This is a genomic window from Argonema antarcticum A004/B2 (assembly GCF_023333585.1).
Lineage (GTDB): Bacteria > Cyanobacteriota > Cyanobacteriia > Cyanobacteriales > Aerosakkonemataceae > Argonema > Argonema antarcticum.
This window is the reverse complement of sequence record NZ_JAIQZN010000005.1, coordinates 61,488-76,112: the sequence shown is the minus strand read 5'-3', so window position 1 is coordinate 76,112 and position 14,625 is coordinate 61,488. Positions and strand designations below refer to the sequence as shown.

The window sequence follows — 14,625 nt, the reverse complement described above, 5'->3', positions numbered from 1 at the left end:
ATTTTGGATTGACCTCACGGATGAATCCGGGGGCGACCAAACCAATAATTTCTTGGTTATGGAAATACTTCGGCTGTTTTGAATGGTTTACCAGCTTGGTCTTTGGCGGATAATATTGGGGTTGCTTCCAGAGGCCATGCGATCGCTAAATCCGGGTCATTCCACAGAATACACCGTTCGTGCTGCGGAGCATAGTAGTCAGTAGTTTTGTACAACACCTCAGCCACTTCCGAAACAACCAAAAAGCCGTGGGCAAAACCGGCTGGAATCCACAGTTGGCGTTTGTTTTCAGCACTCAGCAGATAACCGACCCATTGCCCAAACGTAGGCGAACTTTTTCTAATATCCACCGCCACATCAAATATCTCACCCATTACCACCCGCACTAATTTTCCTTGCGGCTGTTGAATCTGATAGTGCAAACCACGCAGAACGTTTTGGCTAGAACGAGAGTGATTGTCTTGAACTAAATGTGCCGTTACGCCTATTTTATCGGCAAACGATCGCTCATTGTAACTTTCAAAGAAAAAACCACGCGCATCGCCAAATACTTGCGGTTCAATCAGCAAAACATCGGAAATTTCAGTGTTGACAACTTTCATGGACTTTGCAATATGTGAGTACCGTTTAACTTAAAAGCTTTTCCCGTGTTCGTGTCAAATGCCCAAGCATTTATTTTCACCTGGCCTTTTGGCAGTTTACTTACAGAAAATGATTTTTGCCAGCCTGACATAAAGTATCCGTCTTTTTTCGTTATTTTGGCAACATCCTCCCTTTTTGTTCTTGTATAAGCCAATGCAAACACTGTATCATTATACTTAGCATTTTCGTAAGTCAGAACCACAGAATCAGCAGGTTCTTCTCTGTCCGGTAACCTTGCCCATCCAGAAGCAACATATTGATCGCTGCCTACTTTGGCGATTCCATCAAACCAACCATACCCATAATTATCAATATTACCTAATTTGGTTTCCTGAATTTCTTTAATTTGGCTACTGCTTACTAAACCTGGCTTCAGAAAGCCTAAGCGGTTAAGGCTATTCGCCAAAAATTTAACTCTGGCAATCTTGGGATTAACTTTTGTTGCTAAACACTCTTTTTCTTGGACAATATTTATAAATAACAAGCATGATTTACCTTGTAAACGATCTATCCTCCAATTCCTCATCTTTTCAACTGCATTCATTGCAGAAAGCGTATGTAAAAATAGTAAATATGTGCCTAATAATAAAGTGACTGTAATAATAAATCGTTTATTTTTTGATAAATAGCCTTTCTTAATAACACGATCGATTATAATTGCTATCATAGGAATTAGAGACATAGCCAGATACAATGAAAATGTTGTATATCTGGGAGCCATAGACTGCCCAACACCGAATCCCGCCCTTCCTAAAGTAGTGATTAATCCACTAATAACTGCGTATGCTGCGATCGCCAGCCAGCCACTCATACGATGCCATAAAATAAAGTCTTTTTTAAATTTTAATAGATAAATACATACAGCGATAAAAATCACTACTAAAACTATACCAACATTTTTTGCGGTATTTAAATTATCAGAGCTAAAAGGAGAACCAAAAAAACAGAAAAAGTAATCCATCATTTCTGTCAAACGAACCTTGCCATCTAAAATGCCGGGGTGATAAGCAGGTTTTTCGTAATTATAAAAATCCATTACTATATTAGATGTAAAACCGATTATCCATCCTATAAATAACCATTTATCCTTTTTCAAATCCTTCCAAGTATTTAAAGCTAGAACCGGAAAAACTACTACCCAACACAGCAGTCCGTTGGCGAAGGAAAAAGTGCTAACTGTGGATAAGCATATACAAATAAGAAATTTTGCTTTCGAGCTAAGTTGAGAATAAGCAACTAAAATACAGCTAGTAATACAAAGCATGGGAATAAACATTACATTTTGGAATCCCCAAAGCCAATTTTCATACTGGACAGGAGAAAAAATCAGCAAGTTTAATATAAAAAATATAAGTATTCCTTTTATTGGCAGACCTCCAACTGTCAATCTGTTCAAGCGATAGATGTTGAACGATATTAAGCAAGCTATCAAAAACATCAGCAGCATTTCATATCTAACATCCCAGCGAGTAAGATAAGCTAGACTTATAAAAATAATCCTGGGAAAAAATATACGAGATTCATTATGCTGGGCTAGCAAGTCTGTGAAACTAAGATTAGAAGTGAAATATTGATTGATGTATCTTGCTATGCCCCATTGATCCCAAAATGGAACATTAACACTATACTTTATAATCAGTTTTGCTAGAAAAACAGCAGGTAGAATAGACAAAAGGAAAAACAAAACCTCCACCAGTTTATGTTTTTTTTGCATCTCTTTATCCTCCTATTTCTTTAGTGTTAATAGCTTAAAATAGCATACCTTAATGCTTACTTTCTGGCAACTCATATGCACATAAAACACTTTTGGGTCAGGCATTAGCTGACCCAAAAAACAAAACTCAGCGCTGTCCTTGAGCTAATTTACAAACAGTTACCTAACGGTCTTAAGGTCATCAACTTGTTTTTGGAACAACTCTGTAAAGATACTCAGCACTGTCCGATTACGCACTTTTATACTGGCATTGATCGCCATACCGGACTGAAGGCGAATTTCCCTATTGTTGTATTTTAACGTCTGATTTTCCAGCTGTATTTTGGCAGGAAAAGCATAATAAGGACGTTGTTCCTCTGGTGCGGGCGCTAAAGCATCCGAAGCTACAGAAGTCAGTGTACCCGTCAGAGTGCCATATTCGGTGGATGGGAAAGATTCAACATTTACCTCCACCTTCAACCCATTTTCGTCTTTCTTCAATCTATCCAAAACCTGGCCGAGATCGCGGTCTGTAATGTATATTTTTGCCACCAGTTTATCGGTAGGCACAATTGACACCACTGGTTCCGCATCAATTTGCCTGATAACATATCCCGGTGAGTTTGGTTTGAGATTAAACACTATTCCATCAACTGGGGCCCGCAATTCTTGGTATTGAAGCGCCTGTTTGGCCTTCATGATTTGGCTCTCAATTTCGTCTAGCCTTTTCTTGTTTTCCAATCTCAATCGAGCTAGCTGGCTATCAATTTCTGCAATCTTTTGGTGGTTATCGGCAATTTTCGTGAAGATATCTTTGGCAGATAAATCAATAGTATTTTTCAACTGTTGCTTCGCCCGATCGATGGACACGATAATGCGTTCTTGGTCTCCCTTCAGGCGTTCTATTTCAGCTTTAGTTCTTAAAAGTTCGGCCTCGCGGTTGGCAACTTCACCTTGGCGGTTTGATATTTCAGATCTGCTGGCTGCGAGTTCCTCGCGGCGTCTCAAGATTTCGGTTTCGCTTGCCGTGATTTCCTGGCGGCGTCTTAAGATTTCCGATTCACTTTGCGTCACCTCATTTTGGCGCGTCAAAATTTCCGATTCTCTTTCGGCAACATCATTTTGGCGCGTCAAAACTTGTTGCTCCTGCCGTCGAGATTGCAGCTCAGATATCGCCCCTGCCACCACTACGGGTCTGATCTTATCTAGAAGGGCTAGATCTGTATCGAGCAGAGCTTTAGCCGTTTGCGATCGCTCAACCGCTCTGGGTAATTGCGCCTGGGCAGTTTGAAACTGCTGGATCGCCCTGGGTAATTGCAATTTAGCCGTTTCAAACTGCTGGACTGCTCTGGGTAATTGCGCCTGGGCTGTTTGAAACTGTACCTTAGCCAGTTCTAATCGATCCTTGGTCGTCGCTAATTGCGTACTCACAAAGGGCAATTGTGCTGAGCCAGCGGCTAATTGGACTTGCACCTGGGCGAGCTGCGTTTGTAACTCTTGAACTTGCAATCGCGCTGCTTCCACGCGAGACCGCAATTCGGCGCGGCTGGCGGCTAAAAGTCCCTCTTGGTTGGCAAAGAATTCGCCCCCGCCCCCAGCTACTTTTGCCCCATTCATCTGAGCTTTTAAGTATTGATTTTCCGCGATGAGGGCAGATCTAGACTGGGTTAGCGCTTGTAATTCGGGACTGCCTGCTGCGATCGCGCCATTGGCTTGCGCGTTGTAAAATTGATTTTCCCGCAGAAGCGTTTCGCGCTGTTTGAAGAGCGAGTCCAAATCTGCTTGGGGTGCTGTGGGGTCAAGCGTAATCAAAAGCTGACCTTTTGTCACCCGCTCTCCGTCTTTGACAAAAATCTCGCGTACCACGCCGCCGTTGGGTGCTTTCACTTCTTTGGCGGCACCTTCCGCTTCCAATTTACCCATAGCTGGGATTGATTGCTCGATCGGGGCAAATGCTGCCCAAAGTAGGGCGACACCAGTCACGCTGACAATTAGCCAAACAAAGGCGTGCGACCACCAAGAAGGTCGCTCTAGTAGGATGGGTTGGTTGTCTGGTTCAAAAGGAGGGGGAGGAGGTGAAACTGGTTCGGGAGGAACCCAAACGGTATTGAAATCTTTTACTTGAGCGCTACCGTTGTGTTTGCCGTTACCGTTGCCATTTGAACGATCGACTATCTGTTTGTTGGTCATGATTTTTTTATTGGTAATTGGTAATGGTTAATTGCGAATTAAAGATTTCCCAAAAGCAGATTGAATTCAATTTCAAATTTTCAATCTGCTTTTGGGAAATTATTAAGAAATTTCTGACTCTTGTTGCTGGTAGAGGCAATAGTAACGTCCTTTAAGCTCCATTAATTCCTTATGAGTACCCTGCTCGACTACACAGCCTTGATCCATCATCAGGATGACATCGGCACTTCTGACGGTACTGAGTCGGTGGGTGATGAAAAAGACGGTGCGACCCTGAAATGCGACTGCGAGGTTTTCGCAGACTTGGCGCTCGGAATGGTAGTCTAGGGCGCTGGTGGCTTCGTCTAAAATCAACAGTCTGGGGTTTTGCAGGACGGTGCGGGCGATCGCAATCCGCTGTCTTTGTCCCCCCGATAAACTGGAGCCGCGCTCTCCCACTATAGTGTTATAGCCATTAGATAAGCTCATGATAAAATCGTGAGCTACCGCCACCTTGGCTGCCTCAATAATTTCCTCATCGCCAGCTTCGGGATTTGTCAGGGCAATATTTTCCCGGACGCTGCCATTAAATAGCAGCGTATCCTGTAGCACCATCCCAACTTGACGGCGCAGAGAATAAAGTTCTACTTTGCCGATATCATAGTCATCAACTTGAATCCGTCCAGCGTTAGGCTCATAAAGCCGCTGGAGCAATTTCATCAGCGTACTCTTACCAGAACCGCTCTGACCGACAATCCCAACAAACGTACCGGCAGGAAATTCTACATTGACATTTACCAGTTGCAGCGGTCCGCTGGTATTAAACCGGAAAGAAACATCTTCAAACTTCACAGCCCCTTCAATTAAAGGCATAGTGATATTGTTGCGATTGTTTTCGTCTGCCTCTGGTTTAGCATCTAGAACGTCGCTGAGTCGTTCTATAGACAGCGCAGTTTCTTGGAAGTTTTGCCACAACTGCACCAACCGCAGCAGAGGGCTAGTCACATAACCTGCAATAATGCGGAACGCAATCAGCTGCCCCAAAGTTAGCTGAGGTGGGTTGGCTATCACCATATAAGCGCCCACCCACAAAAGCAGCAGACCGGACAACTTATTAAAAAAGCCGCTGAGAGCGCTAGCGGTGCTAAACGTCAGCACCGTCTTAAACCCTGCCGCGACATAGCGAGCATAGCGTTCTTGCCACTGCCAGCGGGATTTTAGCTCGATATTTTGGGCTTTGACCGTCTGAATCCCGGAAAGAACTTCCACTAAATAGGATTGAGCGTCGGCATAGCGTTCGGCTTTGGTGCGTAACTGACGCTGTACGATCGGCGAGACAATTAACGTCAAAATGGCAAATAGCGGGATGGTTGACAAAGCGACTATTGTCAGCGGCACGCTATAAACCAGCATGAAGGCAATATAAAATACCGAGAAAAAGGCATCGAGTACAACCGTCAGAGCTGTGCCGGTGAGAAACTGACGAATATTTTCCAGTTCGTTCACCCGACCGGCCAGTTCCCCCACCCGACGATGGTCGAAATAGTTCAGCGGCAGTCGTACCAGGTGGTCGATTACCTCCGCACCCAGACTGATGTCTATTCTGTTGGTGGTATCAACAAATAAAGTTGTCCGCACGTAAGTCAGCAGCGCCTCAAACACTGCCACCACCAGCAACAGCAGCCCCACGCTATGTAGGATGGTTGCGCTGCGATCCTTGATTACTTGGTCGATAATTACCTGGGTAGCTAGTGGGTTTGCCAAGGCAAACAGCTGCACTAAGAACGAAGCGATAAAAACTTCTATTAAGGTTTTGCGATATTTGGATATGGCGGGCAAAAACCAGCCGAGGCCGAATTTTTCTCTCTGTTCTTCAGCACGCTGTTGCAGCAGCAGTACCGGCCCTTCATTTCCCCAATTTTCGGCAAACTCCCGTGGATGTCGGCGGCGTATTCCCTCTTCTGGGGTTGCTATCACCAGTTCTTTGTCGCTGATGCTGTAAAGAATGGCGAAGCTATCTTGCCATTGAACCATTGCTGGTGCTTTTAATCTGGGTATTGCCTGAGCTTGTACTTCTACTAGCTGGGCGCTGATGCCCATCATCTCTGCTACGCCACCGCAGGTTAGGAGTGTAATGCTTCCTCTGGCTTTGAGCTGGTTATCCAACACTTTGCGAACGACATCTTTGCGGAAGGGGACGCCCATCTGTTTGGCCAGCATTTTGAAGCAAGCTAGGGGGGCTTCTATTGTGCCGCGACCGCGAAAATAGGGGAATTTCTGCTGTGTGGCTACGGCTTCCGGGGGTGTTGGCTCGATCGGAGGTGCTAGAGGAACATCTTCAAAATCTGTTGTTGGCGCATCCCTGTCAATCTGCTCTACGGGTGGCGTCACATCTATAACTGGCGACGGTTCAACCGGAAGTCGCACGCCCAACAACCTAGCACCGTGTTTGCCTTTGACGGGAACCCAAGGGCCTGATTCACTGGCTGGAAATCTGCTGCCGGTTGAGAATGCGCCGATGAAGCCGCTGCTGACTAACCAAACTCTATTCCGGTCTAATTCGGGAAGGGTTACTTGACCGTTTGGTAAGTTGAGGACTTCGGTGTCTTGCCAAACTTGGAAGGTTAGTTCTTTGAGATTTACGCTTGCTAATGCTCGGCGCTGTAATTCCAAGCTTAATAGTTCAAATAGTTCGATGCGGCTAGAACGCTCTCGGAAGGCTTCATTGAGAATTGGTTCTTTATCGAGGTAGGATAAAAACTCTGCTGCCGGGAGAGTGATGCAGATGACTTCGCTGGAGGCGATCGCTGTTTCACAGGCGACTCCCCTTACCAATCCTACCCAGCCCAGGGCTTCCCCCGGCCCGACTACTTGCAAGCTGGCGGGGCTTTGGGTGCGCTGGTCGTAGCCCAACAGTCGCGCCTGTCCTGTATAGACGATCGCTACCTGTGTGGGCATCACTTCCCTTTGCAGGATTGTTTGCCCGATGCGATAGCGCAATAACTGGCATTGAGCGGCAAAACCCTCTAAACTTCTGGAGTCTAGTCGGTTAAATGGCTCTATTTCGGCCAGAAAGGTTTGAATTTGCGATCGAGACACTGTTTGGGTCATACACCACCAGGATAATTAGATGTGGGATTTCAGCGGGAAATGGGAACTATAAACTGTCAAATATCAACTTTCAGCAGATATTCTGTACTTTTACTCTGTAATCCCCCGTTTTTTGTGGGCAAAATGGCATTTTTCTATCCTTGCATCCTTGTATATCGTTGTCGTGCGATTGGGCATCGGGCATCGGGTATGAGCAATTCCCGATCCGCAAGCATTTGAGAAAATTAATCAGTTTTGCCTCCAGCATCAGGTACGGGAGATCTGTTTCAGCTTAGCTGTCTTTAGTTATATGTTTTTTCTTCATTGTCTTTCCTTTATATTTCTGGCAAGGATAACCCTTTTCCCTTTATTCTTTCCCAAACTTCGATCTTATGCGCCTGGTAAGTATAAATGTAGAATAGCTTACCAAGATCTGGGACGCTTGCAGCTGAATATTAGTTTCCTGCAAGACGACCCCTTACACGATCGCCACTGACTCCTCCGTTTTCTCCGCTAAATGCAGAGTTCCCATTTTTTTCACCTGCTCGGAGAGCCAAGTTTCAAACATTTCGTCGATCAGGCGGCGACGCATGGCGTCGTCGAGCTGAGCTGGCATAAACTTGTCTAACCGAACGATTACAAACCATTCCGCTAAGGCTCGCGGTTGCCAAAGTTGACCCGGTTGACTGACTGAGAGGAGTTGACCGATCAGGGGATGGGGCTGGCGGATCGGCACTGGCCCCAATACTCCTCCCGTATTGGCTTCTGGCCCCTGAGAATATTGTTTGGCTAGCTCGGAAAAGTTTTGTTCGCCTTCTTGGATGCGAAAGTAGATTTCTTGGGCCAGTCCCAGGTCTTTGGTGCGAATGAGAGAGTAGACTACCTGGTCCAGATAAGATTTTCGTGTGAGGAAATAGGATTCGACTTTAGAACTCCAAGTCCCCTGCTTAAATTTTTCCAGCTGAAAGGGGCGAACTACGATTTCCTCAAACTGTTCTTGGCTTAACCCTTGGCTTTGCAGCCAAGCTTGCTTAGCCTCTGGTGAAGAGATCTGATATTGCGCTTCAGTTTGAGTTATAGCGCTTTTCCTCTCTTCCTCGCCCAGATCGATCTCGGCGATCGCCTCGTCTACGATCAGTCCACGCAAAAACTGCGGCATTAACTGATACCGATTCAGCAGTACCAGCATTTCATCCGCTTGAATTACTCTGTTGCCAGCTTGATACAATCCTGTCATTGTTCTCGGTTACCGAGCTTAAAAAAAGTAAGCATAACTCGTTACCAAATGCTTAATATAGCACGTCAATTCCCCCGCTTCATCCCAAGGGATATGAATAAGTAGTAAATTTTTGTCGTTTTGGCATATCAAATCTTTGCTCCTGCTATATGAGTAACACCTGATTTAATCGGGGCTTGATGTTTTTAGTATCCCCAATAATCAAACCTGACGAGTCCTATGATGGTAATGACACTGTTGTTAAAGTTGTTTTTGCTCATCAGTGCAGTACAGCTTTAATAGTACTTACGTTTTTCTAAGATTTCAAGCTCTCTAGCTGTAGGGGTAATTCATGAATTACCCCTACAGCTAGAGTTTTTGCGTAAGTCATATTTAATTTAGCTGTGATGACTTGAAGTATCAGAATTTTCTACTTCTAGTTTAGATTAAAATATCCAGTAAAATTGTCTAGTTGCTGCGGTGGCATTCTTCCCTGACTTGAATTAGAGTTTACAACTCGGAAGGGGACTTCTGCCAACAGATGTTGAAAAATTCACAACTCCCGCAAGTTGCTACGCGGCTCGTCAAGATTTTGTTAATACACTATTGTAACCAACCTTATGCGGATTCTGTTCACTCTTCCTCACTTCTTCAACCCAACCGATAACGGAACGCACGGTTCCCAAGCTAAAGATCCTCAGCCGCGCATCCAGGCGCTAAATGCTTCTATCACTGCTTTGCACCAGTTATTTGGGAAGTCCCAGAGCAGTATGGACATTGCCAAGGGGGCTCCCTTGCCTGTCAATCAGTCCCAAGCTCATGACATAGATATAGTTATCTGTACTACTAAAGATTCTCACCTTCTGGATCGGATTCCACTTCCGTCACATTTCTACAAGCATTACCGTACCAATTCGGAACCGATGCTATTGGGTTTTGAGTGCCAGTCACTACTGAGAGATTGTCTTGGTAGTTATGACTACTTCTGCTACATGGAAGACGACCTGATTTTGCACGACCCTTGGTTTTTTGTCAAACTCAAGTGGTTTACCAAGCAAGCGGGTGATATGTGCCTGCTGCAACCAAATCGCTATGAAATCTCGACCGCTAATCACAGCCGGGACGCCAGTGCTACAAGCCAAAAAACCTATATCGACGGGAACCTGGTATCGCAGCTAACAGCTAAATTTCAGAATTTGCAAGAGGAACCGGAACTAATCGGGAAAATAATGGGTAACCCGGTAACTTTCAGTCGTGCTAGTAACCCTCACGCGGGCTGCTATTTCTTGAATGTTTCGCAAATGAACTATTGGAGTAGGCAGCCTTATTTTCTAGACCGCGATACCAGTTTTATGGGCCCTTTAGAAAGTGCCGCCAGCCTTGGAATTATGCGATCGTTTAAAGTTTATAAGCCAGCGTCCCATTATGCCAATTTTTTGGAAATTGAGCATTTTTGCACGGGTTGGAGCGAAAAATTCATGCAAATGTTCGCTGATAAGCAGAGGGAGAGGAGCAGGGGAGCGGGGGAGCGGGTGAGCGGGGGAGCGGGTGAGCGGGTGAGCGGGGGAGAATTCGCACTCAGCACTCAGCACTCAGCACTCAGCACTCAGGACTCAGCACTCAGCACTCAGGACTCAAGGTTGCTACCTGACTATTACGATCGCATTAATCCAGATTTGCTCAGGTTGCTGCCCGGTGATGCCAAGGTAATTGTCGAGGTTGGCTGTGGGGCGGGAGCTTTGGGCCAACAGTATCAGCGGATTAATCCCCATTGCCAATATATCGGTCTGGAACTGAATGAGACGGCGGCTTCGATTGCCGCGACAAGGCTAAACCGAGTGGTGGTGGGAAATATCGAAGACCCAAATTTACAGGCAGATATTGCCGATGGTACGGTTGATTGTCTGGTTTTTGGGGATGTACTGGAACATACGATCGACCCTTGGGCGGTACTCAAACGCACTACTGCATGGCTCAAGGAAGACGGTGAAGTTTTGGCTTGTATCCCCAACGTACAGCACTGGAGTCTGATTCTCAAGCTGTTGCGCGGGAAGTGGAAGTATGAGGATGAAGGTTTGCTCGATCGCACTCACCTGCGCTTTTTCACCTTGGATAGCATCAAGCAGATGTTTGCTGAAGCAGAGTTACAGGTGCATGAGATTCAGACGCGGGGACGAAAAGGGGAAGAGTTCCAAAAGTTTCAGCAGCAGCTCATGCCATTGGTGAAGGAATTGGGCTTAGATCCGGCTCAATTTGGCGTTCAGACAGGTGCATTTCAATACGTTGTACGGGCTACCAAGTCGCCTGTGGCAATGCGGCGGTTGTTGATCCAGACGATGATGATGGCTCCTGTAGCGTGCGATCGCGTCCGGGTATTGGAGCCCGATCGCTTTAGCTCTACCATTCCAGGCGTAAGGACGATTTCCGCAGTCAAAGCAGCCGATTTGAGCGTAGGGCAACCAGGAGAGGATAAAGTATTTATCTGGCAGCGGGGTAATTTGCAAACTCCAGATGATATCCCCAAACTACAAGAACTGCTGCGACGGGATTATTTAATCATTGCCGAAATTGACGATGACCCGATGCGCTGGCCCGTTCATGGAGAAAATCAGTTTTTCAGCTACCGGGCTTTCCACTGCGTACAAACCTCTACAGAGCCTCTCGCCGAATTTTTGCGCCAAATTAATCCCAATGTTGGCATTTTTAAGAATCAATTGGCTTACTTACCAGAGCCAAGACAATATAAATCCGATGACTCAATAACTCTCTTTTTTGGAGCTATCAATCGAGAAGAAGATTGGGCACCGATTATGCCAGTTTTGAATAAGTTGCTGGCCGAATATGCCGATAAAGTTCGCGTGCAGGTAATTTACGACAAGAAGTTTTTTGAGGCATTGGCTACCCCACATAAAGAGTTAGAGCCATTTTGTACCTACGAGCGATATCAGGAAATTCTACATACCTGCGATATTGGTTTCCTGCCCCTCAATTTAACCCGATTTAACAGCATGAAATCCGATCTCAAGTTTATTGAATGTGCTGGACATGGGGTGACTGTCCTGGCTAGTCCCACCGTGTATGAACGCTCAATTTTGTCAGGAGAAACCGGGTTAATTTATCGCTCCGAAGAAGAGTTTGAGACTAATTTGCGCCAGCTGATTGATGATACTGCGTGGCGACATCAATTGGCAGCAAATGCTTACCAATGGGTGAGAGACAATCGGTTGCTTTCTCAACACTACCGCGAACGCCGCGATTGGTATTTGCAAATGCGGGATGAATTGCCCCGCTTGAATGAGGAGTTGCGGATTCGAGTCCCGGAATTGTTCATCCCTTCTTAGCAGAAACCCGGTTTCTCCAAGAAACCGGGTTTCTGATTTTCTGGGTTTATGATAACAGCTAATTAATGGTATGCTTTATTATGAATACTTTGGAGGAATTACCGTGAAACAGTTACCAGACGCAAAGAGACAAGCTGAAATTATTAAAGAGATCGAAATTGCCGAACAGAAAGCTAGATAAATGGCTGAATTTGCCGACAAAATAGCGACTAAATGGGAAAAGCGGATGGCAGAAAAACGTGCAGAAAAACAAAAAATCGGTGAGACTAATTAGCGTTACCATGAACATGGGTAAGTTGTTGCGTTTTAGCGCTAAAACGCAACAACTTACCTATTGTTACCTTTGTGTTCGCAAAGGACGGATAAACGGATTAATGTTTTGTCGCAGGTTCATTATTTTTACTTACTAACTGTCTTGCTGATTGTCCATCAGTCTGACTCTGAATGATAACCTAGCTTTATTGTAGTAGCGATCGCGCTTTTAGCCTTGCCTGCATCCCTATTGGGGTGCGACAACCTTCAACGCTACTCAAAAATCTACAAACACGCCTTTTCTACGCCAAATTTCACCCATTTTTTTCCTATTTTCTATTAATTGTCCAAGTCTATCGCGACCAATAAAATACCATTCTCGCTGTGTTGACCGAGCGTAATCCAATATATCAGCACTGAGAGTTTGAGCAAAAAGCACCGTGTTAACTAGCCATGCAAATTCCTCGTAGTTTAAAAACTCTGTTAAAACAATGGCTGCTCTTGCTAAATGGAGCATCACAGGAGCGAGTGATTTAACTTCCTCAAGTGTAGGCAATTTACGATTTTCCTTTGCCACCCGTGCCATTACCAGTGCTGCCATTGCCGCTACAAAAGCACGTTTCTGGTCATTGGATCGAGGTGATTCTTCCAGCTTCTCCTGCAAAAATTGCCGAATCAGTTGATGCAAACTATAGGTGTCTTTATCGATGCACTCAATTAGGTGTAAACGCATTAAATCATCTCTGGCATCTTCTAGAACGTCCGGGTCTTTCCCAGCCGCTACGCTTTCCACGAGTGACCAGGGAATGGGAGCCAAGGCAAATAAACTCAGCAAGCATCCCAGCATCTGAGCATTTTCATCCAAGCGTTCCCAACTCAACTCAAAGGCGTCTCTTACACCTAACTCAGCCGTCATAGTATCCTCAGCCTTCTGCAAAGCTTTGTGTTTAAGCCGCTTTGCCATCAGCCGCGACAGCATTTCTTCCAGAGACAGATCCGGCTTTTGCTCCAGATAGCGCCCCACCAACTCCAATCCCAAGGGTAAATAGCCCAGCCATTCACAGAGTTGTTTCGCCTTATCCAGTTCCCCTTCAATCCGTTCAGCCCCCACCAGCGCCTGAAGTAAATTCAGCGCCGCCTCTGGTTGCAGCACATTCAGATCTAACCGTTCAATCGGCTTACCCAACCGTTCTCGTGTGGTAATCAGCACTTTAAACCGAGGTGATTCCGGCAGATAGGGCTTTACCTGCTGCTTGTAATCCGTAACATCATCCACCACCAGTAACACTTCACCTTCAGCCCAGTGCAGCCAGCAATATCTTACTTGCTCAGCTGAAGAAAATCCATCCAAGTTGTCTTTGGGGAAAAAATAAGGACGGGCAAATTTCAACAGTTCCGGTGCAAAATTTTTAGCTGGCAACCAGCAAACACCACCTTGATAGGTATACAAGTGACCTCGCCCATACTGTATCGCCAGTTCCGTTTTCCCCACTCCCCCCATACCAACAATGGCGGCTGTTATAGCCACTTGCTGATTTTGCTGCAACAAGCGGTGGAGGGTTTCCAGTTCTTCCTCACGTCCGATGAATTGCTCTTTCTTTAAGCCTTGGCGACGAATATTTTCGTAGGGTGTCGGTGGTAGCTGGTTAGCAGTAGATGTTGTAGCGGATGTGGTGGACGGGTTATCGGTTTGAGGTGTAGTCTCTGGAGTTGTTTGAGGCGGTAAGTCTGCTTCTATGTCCGCGATGCTTCGCCAATCTAACCCCAATTTTTCGCTAAATTCGACAAAATTCAGATAATCGACAGGCTTGCCGTTAAAGAACTTGCTAGCGGTAGCATAGGCTATCCCCATTTCCGTCGCGAAAGCCTGCACGCTAGGAAAGCCACACCGCTTCAGCGCTAGTTTAACTCGATCGATATGTTTTGGGCCAACTTTGAGCGATCGCGACATAGCCAGATTTTGACCAAATTTCTCACATTCTGGCATTTTGTGCGATCAACCTGACCCGCCTGCGATTCAAATCCCAGGCTAATAGCGAAAGTCCTCTGAAAGAGGACTTGTAGAACACAAATTCAGCAATCCCAGAAACCAGGTTTTTTAGCTGTAAAAGCCGGAAATTCGATTTTTGTGCCCAAAAAAACCTTTTCTCTAATTCTTCAGTCCACTTCAGTGGACTTTAGCTATTAGCCTGGGATTTGAATCCCAGGCGGGCTATGACTTC

General features: G+C 45.7%; 7 protein-coding genes and 1 pseudogene. 2 read left to right on the top strand and 6 right to left on the bottom strand.

The window, feature by feature from the left end; all coding sequences use genetic code 11:
- Positions 1 to 56 precede the first annotated feature (56 nt).
- The 5 genes from rfbC to LAY57_RS03455 all read right to left on the bottom strand — a co-directional run bounded on the left by rfbC (position 57) and on the right by LAY57_RS03455 (position 8,831).
- Positions 57 to 602: a dTDP-4-dehydrorhamnose 3,5-epimerase gene (gene rfbC, locus LAY57_RS03475; protein WP_249064905.1), complete on the bottom strand. Its 546-nt coding sequence runs from the start codon at positions 600 to 602 to the stop codon at positions 57 to 59.
- Positions 599 to 2,356, bottom strand: a complete 1,758-nt coding sequence (locus LAY57_RS03470) for a hypothetical protein (RefSeq protein ID WP_249064904.1) — start codon at positions 2,354 to 2,356, stop codon at positions 599 to 601. Before LAY57_RS03470 ends, rfbC begins: the two co-directional genes overlap by 4 nt.
- Positions 2,357 to 2,515: 159 nt before the next feature.
- Positions 2,516 to 4,525, bottom strand: a complete 2,010-nt coding sequence (locus LAY57_RS03465) for a beta-barrel domain-containing protein (RefSeq protein WP_249064903.1) — start codon at positions 4,523 to 4,525, stop codon at positions 2,516 to 2,518.
- A gap of 102 nt (positions 4,526 to 4,627) precedes the next feature.
- The gene (locus LAY57_RS03460) at positions 4,628 to 7,615 is read right to left on the bottom strand and encodes a type I secretion system permease/ATPase (protein ID WP_249064902.1); all 2,988 of its coding nucleotides are present in this window, start codon (positions 7,613 to 7,615) and stop codon (positions 4,628 to 4,630) included.
- A 457-nt stretch (positions 7,616 to 8,072) separates the two neighbouring features.
- The gene (locus tag LAY57_RS03455) at positions 8,073 to 8,831 is read right to left on the bottom strand and encodes a peptidylprolyl isomerase (RefSeq protein ID WP_249064901.1); all 759 of its coding nucleotides are present in this window, start codon (positions 8,829 to 8,831) and stop codon (positions 8,073 to 8,075) included.
- A 599-nt stretch (positions 8,832 to 9,430) separates the two neighbouring features.
- Between LAY57_RS03455 and LAY57_RS03450 the strand changes: the two are divergent.
- Both LAY57_RS03450 and LAY57_RS03445 read left to right on the top strand, forming a co-directional pair.
- Positions 9,431 to 10,264: pseudogene (locus LAY57_RS03450) on the top strand (calcium-binding protein); the annotation flags it as partial.
- Between the two features lie 24 nt (positions 10,265 to 10,288).
- Entirely contained in the window at positions 10,289 to 12,151 is a 1,863-nt protein-coding gene (locus tag LAY57_RS03445; RefSeq protein ID WP_338022348.1) for a methyltransferase domain-containing protein, read from the top strand.
- A 529-nt stretch (positions 12,152 to 12,680) separates the two neighbouring features.
- Here the strand turns inward: LAY57_RS03445 and LAY57_RS03440 are convergent.
- Positions 12,681 to 14,390, bottom strand: coding sequence for an NB-ARC domain-containing protein (locus tag LAY57_RS03440; RefSeq protein ID WP_249064900.1), 1,710 nt, complete (start codon positions 14,388 to 14,390; stop codon positions 12,681 to 12,683).
- Positions 14,391 to 14,625: the final 235 nt, after the last annotated feature.